General features: G+C 63.2%; 18 protein-coding genes and 1 pseudogene. 13 read left to right on the forward strand and 6 right to left on the reverse strand.

Features of this window, described 5'->3' with window-relative positions:
- Nucleotides 1-128 precede the first annotated feature (128 nt).
- The 7 genes and pseudogenes from G5V57_RS31130 (at nt 129) to gnd (ending at nt 6,547) form a co-directional block, all read left to right on the forward strand.
- Nucleotides 129-458, forward strand: a complete 330-nt coding sequence (locus G5V57_RS31130) for a hypothetical protein (RefSeq protein WP_165172695.1) — start codon at nt 129-131, stop codon at nt 456-458.
- 18 nt (nt 459-476) lie between these two features.
- On the forward strand, nt 477-1,886 hold the full coding sequence (locus G5V57_RS31135; RefSeq protein ID WP_165172697.1) for a vWA domain-containing protein: 1,410 nt from the start codon (nt 477-479) through the stop codon (nt 1,884-1,886).
- Nucleotides 1,887-1,946: 60 nt separating this feature from the next.
- Nucleotides 1,947-2,858 carry a DMT family transporter gene (locus G5V57_RS31140; protein WP_165172699.1) on the forward strand — a complete coding sequence of 304 codons (912 nt, stop codon included), beginning with the start codon at nt 1,947-1,949 and terminating at the stop codon, nt 2,856-2,858.
- Between the two features lie 151 nt (nt 2,859-3,009).
- A pseudogene (locus G5V57_RS31145) lies at nt 3,010-3,913 on the forward strand (MBL fold metallo-hydrolase).
- A 9-nt stretch (nt 3,914-3,922) separates the two neighbouring features.
- Entirely contained in the window at nt 3,923-4,876 is a 954-nt protein-coding gene (locus tag G5V57_RS31150) for a ring-cleaving dioxygenase (RefSeq protein ID WP_165172701.1), read from the forward strand.
- Between the two features lie 48 nt (nt 4,877-4,924).
- Complete coding sequence (locus G5V57_RS31155; RefSeq protein ID WP_206530128.1) at nt 4,925-5,536, forward strand: alpha/beta hydrolase; 612 nt, start codon at nt 4,925-4,927, stop codon at nt 5,534-5,536.
- Between the two features lie 33 nt (nt 5,537-5,569).
- Complete coding sequence (gnd, locus tag G5V57_RS31160) at nt 5,570-6,547, forward strand: phosphogluconate dehydrogenase (NAD(+)-dependent, decarboxylating) (RefSeq protein WP_165172703.1); 978 nt, start codon at nt 5,570-5,572, stop codon at nt 6,545-6,547.
- Between the two features lie 149 nt (nt 6,548-6,696).
- Here gnd and G5V57_RS31165 read toward each other — a convergent pair whose 3' ends face one another.
- Nucleotides 6,697-7,803, reverse strand: coding sequence for a P1 family peptidase (locus G5V57_RS31165; RefSeq protein ID WP_165172705.1), 1,107 nt, complete (start codon nt 7,801-7,803; stop codon nt 6,697-6,699).
- Between the two features lie 291 nt (nt 7,804-8,094).
- Between G5V57_RS31165 and G5V57_RS31170 the strand changes: the two genes are divergently transcribed.
- Nucleotides 8,095-9,948 (forward strand): cation:proton antiporter, encoded by a 1,854-nt coding sequence (locus G5V57_RS31170; protein WP_165172707.1) that lies wholly within the window; start codon nt 8,095-8,097, stop codon nt 9,946-9,948.
- Nucleotides 9,949-9,966: 18 nt separating this feature from the next.
- On the opposite strand, the gene G5V57_RS31175 is transcribed toward G5V57_RS31170, so the two are convergent.
- The 3 genes from G5V57_RS31175 to G5V57_RS31185 form a co-directional block, all read right to left on the reverse strand.
- A complete protein-coding gene (locus tag G5V57_RS31175) occupies nt 9,967-10,995 on the reverse strand; it encodes an NAD(P)/FAD-dependent oxidoreductase (protein ID WP_165172709.1) in 1,029 nt (342 codons plus the stop codon).
- A 20-nt stretch (nt 10,996-11,015) separates the two neighbouring features.
- On the reverse strand, nt 11,016-11,336 hold the full coding sequence (locus G5V57_RS31180) for a 2Fe-2S iron-sulfur cluster-binding protein (protein ID WP_165172711.1): 321 nt from the start codon (nt 11,334-11,336) through the stop codon (nt 11,016-11,018).
- Between the two features lie 158 nt (nt 11,337-11,494).
- Entirely contained in the window at nt 11,495-11,881 is a 387-nt protein-coding gene (locus G5V57_RS31185; RefSeq protein WP_165172713.1) for an Hpt domain-containing protein, read from the reverse strand.
- Nucleotides 11,882-12,248: 367 nt separating this feature from the next.
- On the opposite strand from G5V57_RS31185, the gene G5V57_RS31190 reads away from it, so the two are divergent.
- From G5V57_RS31190 to dgcA, 4 genes are all read left to right on the forward strand, one after another.
- Entirely contained in the window at nt 12,249-18,293 is a 6,045-nt protein-coding gene (locus G5V57_RS31190; protein ID WP_165172715.1) for a hypothetical protein, read from the forward strand.
- 191 nt (nt 18,294-18,484) lie between these two features.
- Entirely contained in the window at nt 18,485-18,829 is a 345-nt protein-coding gene (locus G5V57_RS31195) for a hypothetical protein (RefSeq protein ID WP_165172717.1), read from the forward strand.
- A 12-nt stretch (nt 18,830-18,841) separates the two neighbouring features.
- Complete coding sequence (gene dgcN, locus G5V57_RS31200) at nt 18,842-19,852, forward strand: N-acetyltransferase DgcN (RefSeq protein ID WP_165172719.1); 1,011 nt, start codon at nt 18,842-18,844, stop codon at nt 19,850-19,852.
- Nucleotides 19,852-20,835, forward strand: coding sequence for an N-acetyl-D-Glu racemase DgcA (gene dgcA / locus G5V57_RS31205; RefSeq protein WP_165172721.1), 984 nt, complete (start codon nt 19,852-19,854; stop codon nt 20,833-20,835). The genes dgcN and dgcA overlap by 1 nt, the downstream gene beginning before the upstream one ends.
- On the opposite strand, the gene G5V57_RS31210 is transcribed toward dgcA, so the two are convergent.
- Nucleotides 20,783-21,988, reverse strand: coding sequence for an MFS transporter (locus tag G5V57_RS31210; RefSeq protein WP_165172723.1), 1,206 nt, complete (start codon nt 21,986-21,988; stop codon nt 20,783-20,785). The genes dgcA and G5V57_RS31210 overlap by 53 nt on opposite strands.
- A 104-nt stretch (nt 21,989-22,092) precedes the next feature.
- Here G5V57_RS31210 and G5V57_RS31215 point away from each other — a divergent pair, with 104 nt between their 5' ends.
- A complete protein-coding gene (locus G5V57_RS31215) occupies nt 22,093-22,881 on the forward strand; it encodes a hypothetical protein (RefSeq protein ID WP_165172725.1) in 789 nt (262 codons plus the stop codon).
- Here the strand turns inward: G5V57_RS31215 and G5V57_RS31220 are convergent.
- Nucleotides 22,871-23,968, reverse strand: a complete 1,098-nt coding sequence (locus G5V57_RS31220) for a serine hydrolase (protein WP_165172727.1) — start codon at nt 23,966-23,968, stop codon at nt 22,871-22,873. The two genes, G5V57_RS31215 and G5V57_RS31220, sit on opposite strands and share 11 nt — an antisense overlap.

The following is a 23,968-nucleotide window of genomic DNA, read 5'->3' on the forward strand; positions in this document are numbered from 1 at the left end:
TCCACGCTGAAAAATCAGGTCGGGAGATGGAAACAATTTGAGCAATTCCATTAAGCCCTGGATCAGACCCCATCTCTAGGTTGCCCAGTCACTCGATGTTAGGTTTTATCCAAAGGGACGGCTTCGAAATGTCACGCAGGATATTGAGTAGCATTGTCACCACGGCTCAGGCCGCCACGGTATTTGCCTTTATGGGCGCCGCCGCGCCGGCACAGGCCGAAACACTGTCGACCTACTACAAAGTGTTGATCGCCGTGCGCAAATGCGAGCTTTCCGTTGAGGAAACGCAGCTGGCGCGCCTCCAGGACATGATCGAAGTTCGGGTCACCGACACCGACACGTCCACCGACACGATCAACAGCATCTTCGACGAGATCGCCCGGGATATCGGCACCGACACGCCGGCCTTCTGTGCCGCTTACAGCGACACGGCCATGGCCATCCTTCAATCCCTGTGAACCATGGATCGCACGAACATGCATAAGGCAAGCTTCAGCACATGGCTTAAGACAGGCGCTGCCCTGCGCCGGTTCCGCGCCGGCGACAAAGGCAGCGTTGCGCCCATCGTCGCCTTGTCGGCCATTCCGCTCGTCTTCATCGCCGGCATCGCTATCGACAGCAGCAGGCAGTCCACTGCACAGGTCGAGGTGCAGGCGGCCACCGATGCCGCGGCTCTCGCGGGAGCGGCCGCCTATGCGACCGGCAACAACAATTACGCGGCGGTTGCCAATGCCTATTTCGACAAGAGCATGACGCAGACACCATACCTCGCTCATCTGAATCTGGCCACGGACGTGTCGGTCGACACCGCCAACAACACCCTGACCATGACGGTGAGCGGGAACATGCCGACGACGCTGACGCGCATCGCCGGATACGAGGAGATGCCGATCGGCACCCTCAGCAACGCTCCCGTCGGCGGTGGCGGTGGTGGTGGCGATGGCGGTGCTTCAGCTCAGACCATGGCTGCCAGTACGCCCGGAGACGCCGTCATTTCCAGCACGGTATCGCTGCCGGTTTTCTCCGATCACCATAAGGGCCAGATTGTCCTTGTTATGGATTATTCGAGCTCGATGGACGAGTATATCGGCGGCAAGCGCAAATATGTGACGATGCGCGACGAGGCGGCCAAGCTGGTCGACAACCTGTCGCAGAACCAGACCAACAAGGACGTCGAGTTCGGCCTCGTTCCTTTCTCGCACGCCGTGCGCGTCACCATGCCGAACAACTTCTATTACGGCAAGACCGGCACGACGGCGTCGACCTATTGCATCGACGATCGCAACTATCCCTATAATCTGAGCGCTGACACGCCGAACACCAGTACGAAGGAGAATTCCACCAAGTTCTTCACCACCAGCTGCAGCTATTTCTCCTCGAAGAACCTGAATGTCCGGCCCCTGTCGCTCAACCATGCGGGAACTGTCGCTCAGATCAAGTCGATGACCCCTTACGGGAACACGCATATCGCGCTCGGCATGGAAACCGCCTGGCATCTGCTGACGCCGAATGCTCCCTATGCCGCCCCCCAGAACGCCGAAGAGACCCTGAAGGCGGTGGTGCTCTTGACCGACGGTCAGCAGACGAGCCCCGGCAACGGCCCCAACAATGTTCTTTCCGTCGCCCAGGCGGAGACTAATCTCGAGGAACAGTGCAGGCGGATGAAGGCAGCCGGCATCCGGGTCGTCACCGTTTCCTTCGACCTGTCGGATCAGCAGACCGAGAATCGCCTGAAGGGCTGCGCGTCCGAGAATATGGACAAGGAAGTTGCGGAGGGCCAACCGCGTGAAAAATACTACTTTGATGTCGACACGAACGAGCAACTGGCCACCGCCTTCGGCATCATCCGGGACAGCCTGGCCCGCAATATGTTCCTTTCCAAATAAACCCGCCGTCATGGCTTGAATCGGGTGGCCTGACTGGGGAACTCCGGTTAGGCCACTCCCATGATCAATCGCACGATGGGCCCCGCCGAATGGGCCATGCTCATCCTCCTCAGCATCGTCTGGGGAGGATCGTTCTTTTTCTATGCCGTGGCGCTCGAGGATCTGCCGGTCTTCACAATTGTCTTCCTTAGGGTGAGTCTCGGCAGCCTGGGTCTCTGGCTGTGTGCCTGGGCCATGGGCCTCCTGTCGCGCCAGCACGCCGGATTGTGGCGTTCCTTCCTTATCATGGGATTGATCAACAACGCCATTCCCTTCAGTCTCATCGTCTGGGGGCAGCATGAGGTCGCTTCGGGCCTCGCCGCAATTCTGAACGCTACAACGCCGTTCTTCACCGTCCTCACCGCCAACCGGCTCACCACTGATGAGAAACTGTCCTGGAACCGCCTGCTCGGCGCGCTGATCGGGCTTTCCGGCGTCGGCGCCATGATGGGGACGGATATTCTGGCGGCGCAAGGAGGCTCCCTCCTCTCGCAGCTCGCCATCGTCGGCGCCGCCGTCTCCTATGGCTTCGCGAGCGTCTACGGCCGCCGGTTCGCGCAGACCCCGCCCCTCATCACCGCGGCCGGCCAAACCGCCGGCTCGTCCCTGATTCTCCTGCCGTTGATGCTGGTCATCGATGCGCCCTGGCGGCTCGGATTTCCGCCGCTGCAGGCCTGGCTCGCGATTGCCGGCTTGGCGATTTTGTGCACGTCTCTCGCCTATATTCTCTATTTCACCATCCTGAAGCGCGCCGGCGCCACCAATATAGTGCTGGTTACTTTCCTCGTTCCGGCGAGCGCCATCCTGCTCGGCATCATGTTTCTGGGCGAAAGCCTGGATCTGCATCATGTGATCGGCATGATCACCATCGCCTTTGGCCTCGCCTTGATCGACGGACGCCTTCTCGCCATGCTCCGCCCCCGTCGCGCCTGACGGATTTCCGGTTTATCATGTCCTGGAGCATCGGACCGAAAGGTGTGAAGCGGCTTTCGGATAATCCGATGCGCAAGACAAGGAGATAGAGCGCCAAGGCGATTCCATCAGAACGCCCGGCGCTCTGGAATCCGGTCGCAGCTTCGTCACAATGTTGTCGTTGCTGAAGGGACAGGAGGTGACTATGGCGAGCCATCCGGATGTTCAAGCTTTCTTCGACGAGGCCACCAATACGGTGAGCTATGTCGTGAGCGATCCCGCTACCCGCATATGCGCGATCATCGATTCGGTGCTCGATTATGATCTCTCGGCGGGCCGCACTTCCTTCGAATCCGCCGACAAGGTCATCGATCATGTGCGCCAGCATGGCCTCACTCTCGACTGGATCCTCGAGACCCATGTCCATGCGGATCACCTCTCCGCCGCCCCCTATATCCAGGAAAGGCTCGGCGGCCGGCTCGGTATCGGCGAGAAGATCAGGATCGTCCAGGACACCTTCGGCAAGATCTTCAATGCCGGCACCGAGTTCCAGCGCGACGGCAGCCAGTTCGACCATCTTTTCCAGAGCGGCGACCGTTTCCGGATCGGATCGATCGAAGCCTATGCGATGCACACGCCCGGCCACACGCCGGCCTGCATGACCTACGTGATCGGCGACGCCGCCTTCATCGGCGATACGCTGTTCATGCCGGACTTCGGCACGGCGCGCGCCGACTTCCCGGGCGGCGATGCGCGCGAGCTCTACCGATCTATTCAGAAAGTGCTGTCGCTCCCGCCGGAGACGCGTTTGTTCCTTTGCCATGACTACAAGGCGCCAGGGCGGGATTTCTTCGCCTGGGAAACCACCGTCGCCGCCGAGCGCGCCGGCAATGTCCATATCCGCGACGGCGTGAGCGAGGATGAATTCGTCGCCATGCGCACCGCGCGCGACAAGAAGCTGGGCGCGCCTCGCCTCATCATTCCCTCGATCCAGGTGAATATGAATGCCGGCCACTTCCCCGCCCCCCGATCCGGACGGCAATGTCTACCTGAAAGTACCGCTGAATCGCATCTAGGAGGATCTCATGGCCGATCAACTGGGCGGCATCCATCATCTGACCGCCATCACCGCCGATGCCTCCGGCAATCTGCACTTTTACACCAAGGTCCTGGGACTGCGTCTGGTGAAGAAGACGGTCAACCAGGACGATACCAGCGCCTATCATCTCTTCTATGCCGATGGCAAAGCCAGTCCCGGCAGCGACGTCACCTTTTTTGACTGGCCGGTCGGACGGGAAAGGCGGGGAACACACAGCATCGCGCGTACCGCGTTGCGGGTCGGAAGCGAGGCGAGCCTCTCCTGGTGGCGTGATCACTTGCGCGCCGCCGGCGTCAAGCCCGGCGAGGTCGCCGAGATGACCGGCCACACTTCATTCGATTTCGAGGACCCGGAGGGTCAGCGCCTGCGCCTCGTCAATGACGAGGGATCGGGCGACAGCAATCCCTGGACCGGCAGTTCCATTCCGCAGGAGCATCAGATCCGCGGCCTCGGGCCAATCACCTTGTCGGTGCCGGATCTCAAGCCGACCGCAGCTATCCTCACTCAGGTCCTCAATATGAAGGAACTGCGCAGCCATCCATCGGGCAAGGGCGACAGCGCGACCTATGTCTTCGCCATGGGTCCCGGCGGTCCTGCCGCCGAGCTCCATGTCGCGGTCGAACCGCATCTGCCGGCCGCCGGACAGGGTGCCGGCGGCGTTCATCACGTCGCCTTCCGCACGCCTACCGTCGAGATGCTGCATCGATGGACGGAGCGGCTGGCGAGTTTCAAGCTGCCGTCAAGCGGCGAGGTCGAACGCTATTATTTCCGCTCGCTCTATTTCCGCGAGCCCAATGGCATTCTGTTCGAGATCGCCACCGATGGTCCTGGCTTCGCCGTCGACGAGCCCCTGGAAAGTCTGGGTGAGCGCCTGTCGCTGCCGCCTTTCCTTGAAGCGCGCCGCGCTTCGATCGAGTCCCGATTGAAGCCACTGCAATGACCATCAATCGATCCGAAGCGGCCCCTCTCATAAGAGCGCACCGCCTGCATGTCGCTGGCACTCCCCTTGCGGATGCCGTCAAGGTCGTCCTTCTCATTCATGGCCGCCATGCCAATGGACCGGCCATCCTGCCGCTTGCCGAGCGTCTTGCCATGGACGGAGTGTGTTTCCTCGCTCCCGACGCCGATACTGGTAGCTGGTATCCGGGCGCGTTCCTGGCCCCCCCTTATCACCAACGAGCCCTATCTCACGCGCTCACTCGATCGCCTGGGCTCCATCTACCGATCGGTCGGGAAACTGGGCTTCGGCCCGGAGAAGATCGTGCTCGCCGGCTTTTCGCAGGGCGCCTGCCTCAGCCTCGAATATGCGGCGCGCCATCCACGGTACTATGGCGGCATTCTCGGCTTCAGCGGCGGACTCATCGGTCCCGATCCGATGCTGCGCGACGATCGCGGCTCCTTCGAAGGAACCCGCGTCTTCCTTGGCTGCAGCGAGAAGGATCCCTTCATACCCGCCAAGCGCGTCCTCGATACAGCCGAACACCTGGACAAATACGGCGCCGCGGTGACCACACGGCTTTACCCTGGAAGCGATCACATCATAAATGAGGACCAGATCACCAACGCTCGCGCCATTCTCACGTTGGATGCTGTGGCGTGATACCTCCTTCACGATTTTTTTGAGGAAGCAGACATGGATATCGGAATAATCGGTCTTGGACGGATGGGCGGCAATATCGCGCGCCGCCTGATGAAGGGCGGACACAAATGCGTGGTGCTCGACCGCAACCCCGATGCCGTCAAGGATGTCGCGGCGGCCGGCGCCGTGACGGCCAGGGATTCGGCCGACATGTTGTCAAAGCTCTCCAGCCCGCGAGCCGTGTGGCTCATGCTGCCGGCGGGTGAGATCACCGAGAAGATGCTGACCGAGGTCGCCGCCGAGATGCAGAAAGGCGATATCCTCATCGATGGCGGCAACAGCTTCTACAAGGACGATATCCGGCGGGCGAAGACGCTGGGCCAGAACGGCATCAATTATGTCGATGTCGGCACCTCGGGTGGTGTCTGGGGTCTCGAGCGTGGCTATTGCCTGATGATCGGCGGTGACGCGAAGGTCGTCACCCATCTCGACCCGATTTTCGCCTGCCTGGCGCCGGGGATCGGCACGATCGAGCGCACGCCTGGGCGCGAGGGCCGCGATCCGCGCGCCGAGCATGGCTATGTCCATTGCGGTCCTGCCGGCTCCGGCCATTTCGCCAAGATGATCCACAACGGCATCGAATACGGGCTCATGCAGGCCTATGCCGAGGGTTTCGACATCCTGCGCAACAAATCGAGCGACGCGCTGCCGCCCGACCAGCGCTTCACACTCGATCTGGCCGACCTCGCCGAGGTCTGGCGGCGCGGCAGCGTGATCTCGTCCTGGCTGCTCGACCTGTCCGCCATCGCTCTCGCCAAGGACAGCGATCTCAAAAGCTTCACCGGCTCGGTCGCCGATTCAGGCGAAGGCCGCTGGACAGTCGAGGCGGCGATTGAGGAAGCTGTGCCCGCCGATGTACTCTCGACCGCGCTCTATGCGCGCTTCCGCTCGCGCCGCGACCACACCTTTGCGGAGAAGCTCCTCTCCGCCATGCGCTACGAATTCGGCGGCCATGTCGAGCAGAAGAAGTAGACGCATCGGCCCGAAAGGTTGCAGACCTTTCGGACAAGCCGATGCGCGAACAAGAGCATCGGCCCGAAAGCTTGTGGCCGGGCTTGACCCGGCCATCCAGTAGTTTTCGGACCAGCCGATGCGCAAATAAAGATGTCGCCCGAGGGTAGTTACATCCTGCCGAATTTCTTCATGATGTCGATCAACCGGTCATGCGGCAACGCGACGGACGTGTTGCCGTCGCGCCCGACCATCGTCTGATTGGCGATCATGCTGTCGATGATGGCCTCTTCGGTCGCCTCGATCGTCGCCTCGAAGAGCGGATCGATATCGCCGGTCGCGACCGCTTCCATGCGACGCAGCTGGCCGCTCGGTGCGGCGAAGGCCTCTTCATTCGCGGTCGAGAAAGCGAGGAAGATATCGCCCGAACTGTTATGGCCGATGCCGCCGGTGCGGGCCAGACCGATCGGCATGCGCCGCGCCAGTCTCTTGAGCTGATGCGCCTCGAGCGGCGCATCGGTCGCGATGATCACGATGATGGAGCCGGCCGGCTTGCCGCGCAATTCTCGGCCCGACAGATGTTGGCCGACCGGCACGCCGAGGATTGTGCATTCGCGACGCGTCCCGAAATTCGACTGCACCAGCGCGCCGACCGTGTAGGAGCGGCCCGCCACCTTCACCACCCGCGACGCCGTGCCGTTGCCGCCCTTGAAGTCGTAGCAGATCATGCCGGTGCCGCCGCCGACGCTGCCCTGCTCGACGGGGCCGCCCCTTGCGCTGTCCAGCGCTTGAATCACATGCTCAGCCTTCACATGGAAGCCATTGATATCATTGAGGTCGCCATCAAAGGTCTCGGCCGCGACAGGCAGTCCCCAATCCTGCACATAGCCGGCTTTGCGGAACAGCCATTGGCTGGTCGCGTCACGCGCGATGCCGCAGGAATTCGTGTTGGTGATGGTGATCGGCGTCTGCAATTCGCCCGACTCCTCGATCCAGATCGTGCCGGTCATCTCGCCATTGCCGTTGAGCGAATAGGAGGCGGCGGCGCATGGGATCTGCACGCCGTGATGGCCGCGCGGCAGGATCGCGGTGACGCCGGTGCGCACCGGCCCCTGGCCGACCACGAGCTTGCCCTCCCCGGTGATGAGCGTCGTCACGCCCACCTCGACACCCGCCACGTCGGTGATGGCGTTGTTCTCGCCGGGCTCCCCCGGAAAGGGAAGCTTGAGGGCGCGGGCACGGGTTTTGCCGGAAGGGGTCGCATGATGGGACGTCATCGGGCTCCTCGATTCTTCTTTGCACGGCGCGAGGCTTCGCACACAGTGGCGGATATGAGCAAGTCCTAGAGCATGATCCGGAAAAGTGCGAAGCGGTTTTCCGGTAAGATCATGCGCAAACAAGAAGATAAAGCGTGATGGCGACTCATCCTAAAGCCATCACGCTTTAGCGCGGGATGCGGAAAAGTGGGCACCGGTTTTTCGCGAGAATCCGGCGCTAATATGTAAGAATCGATCACGTTAATGAGTTTGGATTGACTCAATGCAAACTCATCATGATCTGGGAGCAGAATGGCAACACCCCTCGATCCGAGCGCATATAAGGAAGCCCTGATTTTCCTCGGCACCGCGGGCGTCGTCATCCCGATCTTCCGCAAGCTCGGCATGAGCTCGATCCTCGGCTTCCTGATCGTCGGCACCCTGATCGGCCCCCATATGCTGGGCGAGCTCGCTCATACCTATCCCTGGCTCGCCAATTTCGTCTTCACCGAATCGGAGCAATTCGCCCAGCTGGCAGAGCTCGGTGTGGTCTTCCTCCTGTTCCTCATCGGCATCGAGCTGTCCTTCGAGCGCCTCCTCACCATGCGCCGGCTGGTTTTCGGCCTTGGCGGCCTGCAAATGCTGGTGACCACGATCGTGCTCACCTTCATCGGCCTGTGGCTCGGCCTCGAGCCCGCCGGGGCTCTGATCGTGGGCTCGGTTCTGTCGCTCTCCTCCACCGCCATGGTCATGCAGCTCCTCTCCGACGAAAAGAGGTTCGCCACCCATACCGGGCGGGCCAGCTTCTCCGTCCTGCTCTTCCAGGACCTGGCTGTTATTCCGATTCTTCTGCTCGTCAATGTGCTGGGCGCCGACCAGACCAGCTTTACTTTCGCCGACATCCTCACCGCCATTGCCCAGGCGCTGATCGCCATCACCATCATCATCGTGATCGGGCGCTTCCTGATGCGTCCGCTGCTGCGGCTGGTGGCAGCTACCCACAGCGGTGATCTGTTCATGGCGACGACATTGCTGATCGCGGTGGGAGCGGGCTATGCGGCGAGCCTCGCCGGCCTCTCGATGGCGCTCGGCGCCTTCCTGGCCGGCCTCCTCCTCGCCGAGACCGAATTCCGCCGCGAGATCGAGGCGATCATCGAGCCTTTCAAGGGTCTCCTCCTCGGCGTCTTCTTTCTGCTGGTCGGCATGAATATCGACCTCACCCAGATCTACGGCTATCCTCTCGTCTTCATTCTGTCGGCGGTGGCGCTTATCGTCATAAAGGCCGTCATTGTCTGGATCATCGCCGGCCTGTTCTCGATCGAGCGTCACGCGCGCCTTGAGACCGCCTTGCTCATGGGACCCGGGGGTGAGTTCGCGTTCGTCGTCATGGCGGTCGCGCTGGCGGGCGGCGTCGTCACCCAGATCGTCAGCGACGCGCTGCTTATCATCGTGTCGCTTTCAATGGCATCGATCCCCCTCCTCAATTACCTGAGCCGTCCTCTGGCGAAGAGGATACTGGAGGCAGCCCCGAAGATACCCATGGAGGCGCCGCCCGAAGGCACCGAGGCGCGCGTCATCATTGCCGGATTCGGCCGCGTCGGCCGCCTCATCGGCGCGATGCTCGAGGAGCACAAGATTCCTTATATCGCCGTCGACAGCGATCCAGCCGTCGTGGCGGGCGAGCGCAAGCTGGGCAAGCCCATTTATTACGGCGACGCGGCGCGCCCGGAATTCCTGAGACGCTGCAACATCGCGGATATCCAGGTCATCGCGGTCACCATGGATCAGCCGAAAAAGGTGGAGGACGTCACCATCGCCGCCCGTGCCGAGCGCGCCGACGTCAAGATCATCGCCCGCGCCCGCGACGACCGCCATGCGGTAAAGCTCTATGGCTATGGCGTGACGGAGGCGGTCCCTGAGACCATCGAGGCCTCACTGCAGCTGGGTGAATCCGTGCTGGTCGAAGCCGGCGTCGCCATGGGCCTCGCCATCGCCTCGGTGCATGAGCAGCGCGATGTCTTCCGCAAGATGCTCGGCCGTCCAAACCGCAAGGAAGAATTGGCCCTGCTGCGCCGCCGCAAGACCCGCGGTATCAGCCGCGCGAGCGAGGAGACGTGGCGCGCAGCCGCTCCCGAAGAGCCTCAAGGCGTCCCTCAGGATAAGTGAGCTTTCCGGCGGGGCCGGCTACGCCACGCCCAGCTTCTTCTGCAGGCTCGAGCTCGAGGTCGTGTACTGGAACAGCAGGCGCTCGCCCGGATGGATATGGTGGAACGCTTCCTGCGCCATCAGCGCCGCCTCGTGGAAGCCCGACAGGATCAGCTTGAGCTTGCCCGGATAGCTATTGATGTCGCCGATGGCGAAGATGCCGGGCGTCGAGGTCTCGAACTTCGCCGTGTCGACGGGGATCAGGTTTTCATGAAGATTGATTCCCCAGTCGGCGACAGGGCCCAGCTTCATGGTGAGGCCGAAGAACGGCAGCATCGCATTGGTGACGATGTCGAAATTGCCATCCGCGCCTTTCACCTGCGCCGAGGCGAGCACGCCATTTTCGCCGGTGAGTCCGGTCACCTGGCCAAGTTTGAACTGCATTTTGCCGGCCGCCACCAGCTCGCGCATCTTCTTCACGCTGTCGGGCGCGGCGCGGAAATCGTCGCGCCGGTGCAGCAACGTCAGGCTATTGGCGATGGGCTGCAGGTTGAGCGTCCAGTCGAGTGCGGAATCGCCGCCGCCGACGATGAGGATGTCGCGCCCGCGCAAGGCTTCCATCTTCTTGACGGAATAGAACACCGACTGGCCCTCATAGGCGTCGATGCCGGGAATCGGCGGCTTTTTCGGCTGGAACGAGCCGCCGCCTGCCGCGATCACTACCACCTTGGCGTGAAAAATAATGCCACCATCGGTCTTGAGCTCGAACCTGCCGTCATCGAGCTTCGTGAGCTCGGTGACCATCTGGTTGAAGTGATATTCCGGCTTGAAGGGCTTGGCCTGCTCAAGCAGCCGATGCGTCAGCTCCGATCCGGTGACGATCGGCAGCGCCGGAATGTCATAGATCGGCTTCTCCGGATAGAGCTCGGCGCACTGGCCGCCCGGCCGGTCGAGGATGTCCACCACATGGCATTTTATATCGAGGAGTCCGAGCTCGAATATCGCGAACAGACCGCAAGGGCCTCCCCCCACAATCACAGCATCGGTGGAAATCACCCCTTCGCTCATAACCAGACTCCAAATTTTATCTAGAATTGCTTCTCAGGCACCTTGACCCTGAGACCGTCCAGCGCATCCGACACCTTGATCTGACAGGACAGCCGGCTTTCATCGCGGACATCGAAGGCGAAATCGAGCATGTCCTCTTCCATCGGATTGCGCGGGCCCGTCTTTTCGAGCCAGTCCGGCTCGACATAGACATGGCACGTCGCGCAGGCGCAGGCACCGCCGCAATCGGCATCGATTCCCGGCACCATGTTCTTGACTGCCGTCTCCATGACGGTCATGCCGGTCTGCCCGTCGACGGTCTGTTCGGTGCCATTATGCTGGATGAAAGTGATCTTCGCCATTCGAGGCCTTTACGCGAATATCAGTGCGCGGCCTCTTTAAGGGATCGGGGCGTCGAACACAAGGAAGGGCCCCATGCGTCGCGCGTGATCAGGAAAAGTGGCAACCGGTTTTCCGTCCGATCACGCGCTAAATATAAGATTCCGATCACGTTTATCACTCAGGCCGATCGGCCTGAGTGATCGTGATCTATGAGGAGCTTTTCCACCTCTGCCGCGAAGACCGCCATGGCTTCGTCAAGCTCCGCGAGCACCTCACCCCTGCCCTGCGCCGCCTCGCCCGGGCCGAAGCTCTCGAGCTTTTCCGCCAGGGCGGCGATCTGCGGCGCCCCGATCGAGCGGGCTGCGCCTTTGAGGCTATGGGAGGCGAATTTCCAGTCCTGCGCCGAGGCCGTGGCGTCGAGCTGCGTCCGCATCGGCGCCAGCTGCCCCAGAAACAGGCCGATCAGCTCACGTTCCAGGGCCTCCTCGCCGCTCGTATACTGGCGCAGATGGTCCCGGTCGAAGATAGCCGGGTCGGGCGCCCCGGCTTCGGTGCCATCGCTCATCCGGGCTCGTCCAGTGGTTAACAATTTCTTACCCTCACCGTTAGGAGTATGGAGATTACTTTAGGCCACCCGGCAGTAAAGATGTCCACTTAAATTCGGATTTTCTATTTTGATTCAAAGCGAACCACAATTTTAACCAAAACTTTATTTAGCCGCTTTGACAAGGTTAAGATGGTTCAAGCGGGACTCCCGATGAGCTAATATGAGAGGTCTAGACGGGCCCGTCCGGAGAACCGGGCGATGTTCGTGATCCACTGCGCGCGGATGGGCATTCGGCGCGCGGATGGGACGGCCAACCGGGTGGGACTGGGGTCGGGCGGAAACGCAAGTTCCGTCGACATAACAGGGAAGTTGTGCGGGTACAGTTATGGTAAACAATCCGAATGATACGCGCCGTTCGCAGCGGCGTCAGCAAGGTCGCGAGCGTGGTGGTGACAATGGTCGGCGCGAGGCCGATCAGGGCGCCAGCCGTGAAGCACCGTTGCGCGGCCGCCCCGCCAATGAAAATGAGCCGGCTTCAGCGGCGATGATCGCCAGTCTCCGCCGCCGCCCCTCATGGGCCCCCTTCTACGTGGCCTTCGCGCTGTCGCTGCCCTGGATATTCCTGTGGTTCTGGAGCTTCAGCCCGGCGGTCTTCGAGAAGCCGAACCCCTTCTCGACGGCGAACATGCCCCAGTCGATGATCGCCATCGCCGCCGGGATTCTGCCCTTGGCGCTGGTCTGGACGACCTGCTGGCTGGTCCGGCGGGCCCAGCAGTTGCGACAGGTATCTGAAGTACTGGTTCATACGGCCATGCGCCTCGTCCGGCCGCAGGACATTGCCGCCGACGGGCTTGCTTCCATCGCCCAGGCCGTACGCTCGGAAGTCGACATCCTGGTCGGCGGCGTCGAGCATGCCGTGCAGCGTGCTTCCGAGCTCGAAGGCATCGTCCACAAGGAGATCGCCGCCATCGAGCGCGCTTTCGGCGGCAATGAGGAGCGTATCCGCACCCTCGTCGCCGGCCTCGAGAACCAGCGCGCCGCCCTTCAGCAGGCGGGCGTGGTCATCGGCACCGAGACCAATCCGGTTCTGGCGCGGCTTGAATCCAATACCCAGAATCTGGACACGATCATCTCCAACGCCCAATCCACCCTCTCCCATCTGGAACATGGGCTGAAATCGACGACGGTGGAACTTGCCCGCACCATCGATGAAGTCGCCTCGCGCGCTTCGGTCGCCGGATCGGAGATCTCGGGGCAAGCCGCCCATATGGAGCGTTCCTCCAGCATCTTCGTCACCGAGCTGCGTAAATTCTCCGAGCACCTGACCGAGCAGATCGGCATCCTCGCCAATGCGACGGGTTCGCTCAATGCCGAATCGAGCAATTTCGGCATGCGCATCCAGGGCATGGAGTCGAATGTCGTCGATCTTCTGCGCTCCAGCATCGGCGAACTCACCAGCATCAACACCCAGCTCTCGCACACGATCGACCAGGCGACCGCCACGTCGAGCGACCAGATCCGCACCGCCGGCACCCAGCTCACCGAACTGCTCCAGTCGGCCAGCGGCAACATCGTATATCACCTCAAGGCAACGTCGCAGGAAGTTGCCGACCAGATCGAGAAGTCCGGGGTCAACGTCTCGCAGCAGATCGAGTCGAGCCGCGCCGGCATGACCGATGGGTTGGAAGGCGTTATCAAGAACTATGTCGAGCAGATCGACCAGGCGCGCACCGGCCTCGCCACCTTCGTCGAACAGGCCGGCGACCAGGTCGCCGGCCGTGTCGAGGAATCGACCAGCCGCCTCTTCACCAAGCTCGATGAAACCGCCCGCGCCATCCATGACGGCCTCGAGGAGAACGGCAACACGCTGGTCGACCGCTTGACGCAGTCGACCGATGCCGCCTCCAGCGCCATAACCCAGTCGAGCGCCAAGCTCGTCAACCTGGTCGAGACCAGCCGCACCGGCATGACGGATGGCCTCGAAGGCATCATCAAGAATTATGTCGAGCAGGTGGAGAGCGCCCGCGCCAGCCTGGCTGCTTATGTCGAGCAGGCCGGCGGCGAGATCGCCGCTCGCGTCGACGATTCGACCGGCCGCCTGTTCAGCAAGCTCGATGACGCCACACGCGCCATTCATGTCGGCATCGAGGATAACAGCAACGTCATGGTGGAACGCCTCAACGCCTCCACCAATGCCGCCGCCCAATCCATCAGCGCGGCGAGCGCCAAGCTCGTCAGCCTAGTCGAGAGCAGCCGCGCCGGCATGACCGACGGCTTCGAGGGCATCATCAAGAACTATATCGATCAGGTCGAAAACGCCCGTACCGGACTGGCCGCCTATGTCGAGCAGGCCGGCAGCGAGATCGCCAACCGGGTCGACGACTCCACCGGCCGCCTCTTCGCCAAGCTCGATGACGCTTCGCGCGCCATCAATGTCGGCATCGAGGACAACAGCAACGTCATGGTCGAGCGCCTCAGCACCTCGACCAGCTCTGCCGCCGAGGCCATCAGCGCGGCGAGCGCCAAGCTCGTCAGCCTGGTCGAGACCAGTCGGACCGGCATGACCGACGGGCTCGAAAGCATCATCAAGAACTATATCGGTCAGGTCGAACGGGCCCGCATGGACCTCGCCTCCTATGTCGACGAGGCCGGCGGCGATATCGCCAACCGCGTGGACGATTCCACCGGCCGCCTCTTCACCAAGCTCGACGAGGCCGCCCGTGCCATCCACATGGGCATCGAAGACAGCGGCAACGCAATGGTCACACAGCTTACCTCCTCGACCAGCGCCGCCGCCGAAGCCATCGGCCTGTCCAGCGCCCAGTTGGTCAAGCTGGTCGAGAGCAGCCGCGCCGGCATGACCGACGGGCTCGAAAACATCATCAAGAACTACGTCGATCAGGTCGAACGCGCGCGCGCCGACCTCGCCGCCTATGTCGATGAGGCCGGCGGCGATATCGCCACCCGCGTGGATGATTCCACCGGCCGCCTCTTCACCAAGCTCGACGAGACCGCCCGCGCCATCCATGTCGGCATCGAGGACAACAGCAACGTCATGGTCGAGCGCCTCAACGCTTCGACCAGCGCCGCCGCCGAGGCCATCAGCGCGGCGAGCGCCAAGCTCGTCAACCTGGTCGAGACGAGCCGCACGGGCATGACCGACGGCCTCGAAAGCACCATCAAGAACTATATCGAGCAGGTGGAACGCGCGCGCACCGACCTCGCCTCCTATGTCGACGAGGCCGGCGGCGAGATCGCCAACCGGGTAGACGATTCCACCGGCCGCCTCTTCACCAAGCTCGACGAGGCCGCGCGCGCCATCCATGTCGGCATCGAGGAAAACGGCTCCACCATGGTGGAGCGCCTCAATGCTTCGACCAGCGCCGCCGCCGAAGCCATCAGCCTGTCCAGCGCCCAGTTGGTCAGGCTGGTCGAGACCAGCCGCGCCGGCATGACCGACGGGCTCGAAAGCGTCATCAAGAACTATGTCGACCAGGTTGAGCGCGCCCGCACCGGCCTCACCGCCTATGTCGACGAGGCTGGCAGCGAGATCGCCACTCGGGTGGACGATTCGACCGGTCGCCTGTTCACCAAGCTCGACGAGGCCGCCCGCGCCATCCAGGTCGGCATCGAGGACAACAGCAACACCCTGGCGGAACGCCTCGCCGCGTCCACCGCGCATGCTGCCTCGACCATCGCCACGTCCAGCTCCAAGCTGATCGGTGCGATCGAGACGGGCCGCACCGGACTGGCCGAGGGCCTCGAAACCGCTCTCAAGAACTATGTCGATCACGTCGACCGCACGAGGAACGGCCTGGCGGCCTATGTCGACGATGCCGGCATGCACATCACCGGCCGGCTCGACGAAACGACGGGTCGCCTCTTCGCCAAGCTCGACGAGACCGCGCAGGCGATCCATGTCGGCATCGAGGAGAACAGCAACGCCATGGTCGAGCGCCTCAGCGCTTCGACCAATCTCGCCGCATCGACGATCGCAACGGCCGGCAACCAGCTGATCGGCCGCGTCGACGAGACATCGGGCCGCGTCGTCGGCCATCTCAACATGTCGAGCTCGCAGCTCGTCTCCAGCATGGATCAGGCGGCGGCCGGAATCCTCGACCAGCTCAATATGGCGGGCACTGAGATCACCGCCAAGGTCGAGGACACCACCACCCGCTTCTTCAATGTGCTGGGCGACCAGACCAGCCTCGTCACTTCGAAGCTCGACGAATCCGCCACCCGGCTCGCCGGCGTCATCGGCGACTCGTCACAGGCGATGGAGAATCGCATCGAGGAGGCGGCCGAGCGGCTCTTCGGCCATATGGGCGCCACCGCGACGGTCATCACCGGCAAGATCGACGAGACCACCAACGGCGTCTATGCGCGTTTGCGCGATACCGCCACCAGCATCACCTCCGATCTCCAGTCCACCGGCTCGGCGGTCACCGAGCTCGTGGCCTCGACCGGCCAGGCGATCACGTCGCACATCCGCGAGACCTCCGAGATCGTCACCCGGCAGATGCAGGATTCAGGGATAGCCGTTTCGCAGAACATCGAGGGCGTGGGCGGCATCGTCACCGAGAAGCTCATCGGCGTCTCCGGCGACTTCGTGGAAAACGTCGCGCGCGCCCGCGACGACGTCTTCAACCTTCTCGAGAACGCTTCCACGCAGATGACCGGCAGGCTCGAACAGACCACTCAGTCCCTGTTCGGCCGGCTGGAGCGCTCCTCAGGCGACCTCACCTCGCAGCTCGAGCGCACGACCCAGCAGCTCTTCGGCCGTCTCGAGAATACCTCGGGCCAGCTCACCGCCCAGCTCGAAGAGACGACGAGCCGCATCACCGATCACATCAGCGGTACGGCTACCCTCGTAACCTCGAGCGTCGGCCGTGTGGCCGGCGATCTCGCCAAGGACCTGCGCGACACCTCGACGCTGCTCACCTCGCAGCTCGACGAAACCTCGGGCCGCCTGACGACGCAGCTCGAAAGCACCGCGGCGCAATTGTTCTCGCAATTGAACCGCACCTCGGACGAGTTGGGATCACAGCTCTCGGACACCTCCGAGCGCCTGACGACGCAGCTCGAAAGCACCTCCTCGCAGCTCTTCTCGCAGCTCGACAACGCTTCCGGGCGCATTGGCAGCCAGTTGAGTTCAACCTCGACGGTGATGACCAGGCAGCTCGAGGACACCGCGTCCCGCATCTTCGAGCAGCTCGACACGACGCGCTCGTCGATGACCGAGCGCCTGGAGGTGACGGCATCCGATGTGGCTGGCCGTCTCGACCGCGCCGGCAACACGATGTTCTCGCGCATCGACAACACCGTGCGCGATCTGGGCGAGCGCTTCGACGTGGCCACCGATCTTCTCGACAAGATCACCACCGACGTGTCGGGCCGCATGGAGGGCGCCAGCCTCTCCTTCGCCCAGACGCTCGACAGCGCCAGCACCAGCATCATCACCAATCTCGGCAAGGCGTCTGACGCCTTCTCGGAAAGCCTCGGCCAGACGACGATGCAGATGTCCGGCCAGTTCGAACAGCAGACCGGCCTTCTCGTCGATCACATTGACCGGGCCGCCCGCGACTTCGAACGCAGCTCCGGAGGCTCGACCAAGAAGCTCGAGGAGGCCGGCGGCAAGTTCTCCAAGCACCTGGAGACGGCGAACGCCTTCCTCGCCAACCAGCTCGCCACCACGGCGACCGCCATCGACGAACGCCTCGAAGGCATCAGCATGCAGCTTACCGGCAAGCTCGAAACAGCCGGCAGCCGCATCTCCGAGCGCCTCGAGGACGTCTCGGGCGTGGTGCAGCAATCGGTCGACAAGTTCAATATCGACATGGAGCGCATGCTCAGCAGCCGCGAAAACTCGCTGGGCAGCCTCATCGATACGCTGAGCAAGCGCGCTCAGGATGTCGACGCGATGATGCGGAACTATATGGGCCTCATCGAGCAGTCCTTGGGAGCCGCCGAGCGCCGCTCCGCTGAGGTCGGCAAGCTCATCTCCGAGAACACGACGGTGGTCGCCGGCAATCTGGAGAAGGAGATCCGCAAGCTCGAGGCCTCCTCCGACATGCAGGTCGCCAATGCCGCCCGCGTCATGCGCGAGCAGCATGAGCGCGCCATCGGCTCCATGAACCAGATGATGGCCGAGACCGCTTCCGGCTTCCAGCACACCGCGCAGGAAATGCGCGTCACTGCACAGCAGGTGGTCAAGGATATCGAATATGCCCGCAACGAGCTGAAGCGCGCCATCTTCGATCTGCCCGACGAGACGCGCGCCAATGCCGACGCCATGCGGCAGGTGGTGGCCGACCAGATCCAGGCCCTCAATGCCCTCGCCGATGTGGTGAAGCGGCAGTCGAGCGCGCTCGATCTCTCGGGGCCGGGAATCTACAAGCCGTCCGGCAGGGGGTCTGGCGCGGGAAAATAGAAGGCGCCAAGTCCGACGCTCCCCCGCGGACTCCTGGCGCCCAGAAGAAAGAGATAGCGCGGAGCACAGACCAGCCCCAGGCCCCCCTGCGGGGCCGGGTCGAGGACGAACCCCGTCCGGCCAATGGCACCGAGCGTAAAGCCAAGGCGCCACCGCTCTCGCGCGCGGTGACCCGCGAGGCCGAGACTCTGGTGCGCAAGCTCCACGCGGCCTCCAGAGATATCGCCGAGGCGGTCGAGGGCAACCTGCCGCGCGACCTTGAGAAGCGCTATGCCTCGGGTGAAGACGACATCTTCACCCAGAATTTGCTGGCCGATCGCGGCGGGCGCCTCTCCAAACTTGTCGAGAAGGGCTACAAGAGCGAAAAGCTGGTGCGCGGCCGGGTCGATGCTTATGTGCGGTTGTTCGAGCGCCTGCTCGATGCCCTGGCGGAAACGCCGCAGGGCGACCAGTTGGTCGACGCCTGTCTTGCATCGGAATCGGGAAAGCTCTACCTGCTGCTGGCACAAGCCTCAGGGCGCATCAGCCCGCAATAACAGGTAGCGAATATGGATATTGCCAAGCCCTATCTCCTGTTCCTGGGAGATGTGAAGGACCAGCTTGCGGCCAAGACCGCGCAAGGCGTTGTCGACTGGCGCCCCGATTGGTGCGTCGGTCAGATGCGCCTCGACGGCTGCAAGGCCGATTGCGGCCTCGCCGACATGACGATCGCCGAAGCCGCGGCAAAGGGCGCCAGGACGATGGTCGTCGGCGTCGCCAATGCCGGCGGTGTGCTGCCCGAACACTGGGTGAGCCGTATCGTCGAGGCGCTCGATCAGGGGCTCGATGTCGCGACCGGCCTCCACAAGCGCCTGGGTTCGATACCGGAAATCGCGGAGGCCGCCCGGCGCAATGGCCGGAAGCTCCACGATGTCCGCTACACCGACATGACCTTCGCCACCGGCAAGGGCACCAAGCGGCCGGGCCTGCGCCTGCTCGCGGTCGGCACCGACTGCTCGGTCGGCAAGAAATACACCACCCTCGCCATCGACAAGGAAATGCGCGCCCGCGGCATGAAATCCGATTTCCGCGCCACCGGCCAGACCGGCGTGCTGATCTCCGGGCGCGGCGTCGCCATCGACGCCGTGATCGCCGACTTCATCGCTGGCGCCGCCGAATGGCTGAGCCCGGCCAACGACCCCGACCATTGGGATGTCGTCGAAGGCCAGGGCTCGCTGTTCCACCCCTCCTTCGCCGGCGTGACTTTGGGCCTTCTCCACGGCGCCCAGCCCGACGCCTTCGTCGTCTGCCACGAGCCGACCCGCACCAGGATGCGCGGCGTCGACCATCCCCTGCCCTCGATCGCCGATGTCATCGAGCGCACCCTTCTCGACGGTCGCCTGACCAATCCCAGAATCGCCTGCGCCGGCATCGCCATCAATACCGAGAATCTGTCCGAGGCGGACGCGCTGACCCTCCTCGAGCGCACGGCCAAGGAGCATGGGCTTCCCTGCGTCGACCCGATCCGCACCGGCACCGGCCCGATCGTCGATCTCCTCCAGAAGCGCTACCACGCCTGATGGCCCGCCAGGTCAAGATCGCTCATGAGAGCTGGCCGATCGCCGGCTCCTTCACCATCTCGCGCGGTTCGAAGACCGCCGCTGATGTCGTCACCGTCGCCATCAGCGAAGACGGCATCACCGGGCACGGCGAATGCGTTCCCTATCCGCGCTACGAGGAGACCGTCCCGCAGGTGCTGGCCGCCCTCGAAGCGGCGCGCGCCGCCATCGAAGGCGGTCTCGAGCGCCGGGATATCGCCCGTCACGTCGCGCCTAAGGCGGCGCGCAATGCGCTCGACTGCGCCTTGTGGGATCTGGAAGCCAAACGCGCCGGCACGCCCGTCTGGCGGCTCGCCGGGATTTCCGAGCCTCTGCCCGTCATCACCGCCTATACGCTGAGCCTCGACACGCCGGAGGCGATGGCGAGAGCGGCGGCCAATGCCGCCGACCGCCCTCTTCTCAAGCTCAAGCTTGGCCGCGAGGGCGATGAGGAGCGTATCGACGCCATCCGCCAGGCCGCGCCCAAGGCGCGCCTGATCGTTGACGCCAATGAAGGCTGGAACGAAGCGGTGCTGCCGCGTTTGCTGGAGGCCTGCGCCAGGGCCGGCATCGAGCTCGTCGAGCAGCCCTTGCCCGCCGCGGCCGACGACGCGTTGCGCGGCATCGACCGCAAGGTGGTGATCTGCGCCGATGAATCCGCCCATGACGCCGCCGGCGTCCACAAGCTGATTGGCAAGTATGACGCCCTCAATATCAAGCTCGACAAGACCGGCGGCCTGACCGGTGCTCTCGAGCTGGCGCGCGCCGCCCGTGATAGCGATCTCAAGATCATGGTCGGCTGCATGCTGGCGACCTCGCTCGCCATGGCGCCGGCGATGCTGCTCGCGCAGTTCGCGGATTTCGTCGATCTGGATGGGCCGCTGTTGTTGAAGAGCGACCGTACGCCCGGCATCAATTTCGCGGGGAGCCTGATGAGCCCGCCGCCGCCGTCTCTGTGGGGGTGATGCGCAGAAGCGCGAAAGCCAGCGCCGAGGCCGCCACCGACATCGCCGCCATCGCCAGATAGGCACGGCCGGCAAAGGCCTCGAAGAGCGGCCCCGCCGCCACTGTCGCCAGCACCATGAAGAGGCCGCCCGAACAGGCGGCGTAAAGCCCTTGCGCCGAATTGCGTAAGTGCCCCGGCATATAAAGCAGAAGAAAGCGCATCGTCCCGAAATGGGTGAGCGCGAAGCTCAAGGCGTGCAGCGCCTGCAGCGGCAGGAGCAGCCAGAGCGCCGGGTCGAAGGCGGTGATCGTCCAGCGCAGAATCCCGGCAAGGCAGCCGAGAAGGATGAGCACGGTCGGGGCGAAACGCGGCACCAGGCGGCCCGAGAAGAAGAAGAACACCACTTCCGCCGCTACCCCGATGCCCCACAAGATGCCGATCACCGCCTTGGAGTGGCCGAGCTGTTCCCAATGGAGCGAGCCGAAGCCATAGAGGAGCGCATGGCTCGCTTGCGCGATGCTGACGGCGAGGAGGAAAATGACGAAGCCCCGCCGGCGGAACAGCTGCAATATGTCGGCGGGCTTGACCATGGCGGCGGGTGTTTCGGACGCGGCAGCCTTCTGCGGTCGACGATCGGGCAGGACTAAACCCGCGGCGGCGAGTGCCGCATAGCTGACCGCGATGAGCAGCACCGCCTGGCCGGTCGCCATCCATTCGAGCGCGAACCCAGCGACTATCGTGCCGATAAAGAAGCTCACCGAGGCCCAGAGCCTTTGCCGCCCGTAATCGAGACCGGCCTTGGCGCTTTCGACGATGGCGAAATTCTCGGCGATCGGGCCGACCGGCGACAGGAAGACGGAGGCCAGCACCGCCACCGGGAAGATCGTCGCGAAATCGGTCATGAAGCTCATCAGCAGATAGCTCGCCGCGCAGAGAAGCGCGCCTATCCGCACGAGCACGATCGGCCGGTCATAGCGGTCGGCGAGGAAGGTGCCGAGCGGCGCCCCGAACATGCGGATGACGATCTGGCCGGAAAGCACGGCGGCGATTTCGGCGGTGGTGAGGCCGCGATCGGCGAGCCAAAGGGGCAGGAACGGCAGCTGCACGCCCAATCCCAGGAACAGGAAGGACATAAAGAAGCAGAGGCGGAAATTGAGGGCCTGAGGCTGCATGGCGCCGTGGGAGAAAGGAAATCCAGCCTCTAAACCAAACGCTAACCAGTTTCCAGAATAATTGGCTCTGGGCTCGGTGTGTGTGTGAGTAGCGGGAGTACGGAATGAGTTCGCCCGGTCAGGGATCTGGCGCGGTTGTTTTTCCGCATGAGCAGTATGAGGCTCTCGAAAGCGCGGTGATGGAATCGGCGCGCGGCCGGTGGTTCCTGGCGGAATATGCCAGGCGCAACCGCGCCGCCGATACGATGATGCTGCTCGACGCCCTCAGGAAGCTGGAAAACGTTGCGTCGGAGAACGCCGTCAAGCCCGAGCGTCCCTTGCCGGACATCGACCGGCTCGCCTCCACCATCAAGGCTGCCCGCTCCGAGATCGCCTCCAGCCACAACGACCTCCTTCCCGATGGCGGCTATCTGCCGGCCGACGGCGCCTTGTATGATCGCATTGCCGCCGATGCCAGGTCAGCGAGCAACGAGATCGCCAAGCGCTCGATGAGCCTGCGCGTCATTGCCGGAGGATTGAAGGCTTCGACCACCGACGAGGAACATGTCGAGGCGGTGGAAGCCAATGCCCGCTCGCTCGAAACCCTTTCCTGGTCGCAGGAGGTCTTGAGCGAACGTATCGCCAAGGCCATGGGGCTCCTGAGCCAGATAGACGAGACCCTGACCGGCGCCGAAACCCCAGGCGAGACGGTCGCGTCAAGTCAGATGCCCTATTTCTCGCGCGATGAGGATCTGTTCGCGCCGACACCGCCAGTGTCGCCCGTGACGATCGAACCGGCTGCTGAAGCCGCTCCGGCGGCGCAGGCCGAACCGCCCGTGTCGAGGGAAAGACCGCGCATCGTGGTGATCCGCCGCGGCAAGGACGATCCGCTGGACATTCCGCTTACGGGTTAGCGCCGGTCGCCTCCCGTATGGCGGCGAATATTTTACCGGCCGGCTCATTGATCCCTTTCAGGTAGAAGGATTCAAAATCCCCTGCCCCCGAATTCTGGATCAGCATGATGGTCGCGCCATTCTTCCGGTCGCGCCCCATGATGCTGGTATGACCCGGAATCTGGCCGAGATGGCCTGTGACGTCGATATCGCCGTAGCGCATGATCAGCACACCGTGCCCGTTGGCGACGACATTTGAACCGGGGAATGACGCCGGCTTGATGTTGTCCACCATTTCGGCCAATTGCTTCGCCTTCAAGACGCGCCCGTCGAACAGAGCGTTCAGGAAAGTGACGATATCGCGCGGCGTCGAAACCATGTCGCCGGCGCCATTGGCGCCCGATAGCGGGAACCATTCGGTGGCGTCCCACACGCCGTCGACCGGGTCGCCGGCGCCGCTGACATCCCATTGCGGCTTCTCGTCGTCGTCGCTGTGCATGTAGCCGCGCGCCTCACGCGCAATCGGGAACTGCTCATGCGTTCCCACCCAGGTGTCCTTCATCCCCAACGGCGTGAATATCCTGCTTCTAAGATGCTCTGAATAGGGCTTGCCCGTCTCATGCGCGATGATCATGCCGGCCAGAACATAGCCCGTATTGGAGTACTCCATGCCGTGCCACGGCTCCTTCTGCGTGCCGTGCTTGAAGGAGAATTCCACAATCTCCTCGGCGGTCCAGATCTTATCGGAGATCATCGGCATGGATGTCTCGAAATCGGGCAGGCCGCTGCGGTGGTTCAACAGAATCCGCACCGGCATCTGCGCCGCCTTGGGCATATCGGGAAACCAGCGCGTGATCGGTTCGTCGAGAGAGACCTTGCCGTCCTCGACAAGCAGATGCAGTCCGGTCGCGATGAACGTCTTGGTGCAGCTGGCGATCCGGAACAGATGATCGCCCCGCATGGGCGTGCGCTTGAATTTGTCCGCCACGCCGCTCTGATAGAGCGCGATCTCCTTGCCCGGCAGGCCAAGCGCCAGCGACATACCGACCACGCCGCGCGCAACATGGTCATCGAGGATCTTCTGGATGCGGGCTTCGAGCGCGCTCAT

Source organism: Nordella sp. HKS 07 (assembly GCF_011046735.1).
Classification (GTDB): domain Bacteria; phylum Pseudomonadota; class Alphaproteobacteria; order Rhizobiales; family Aestuariivirgaceae; genus Taklimakanibacter.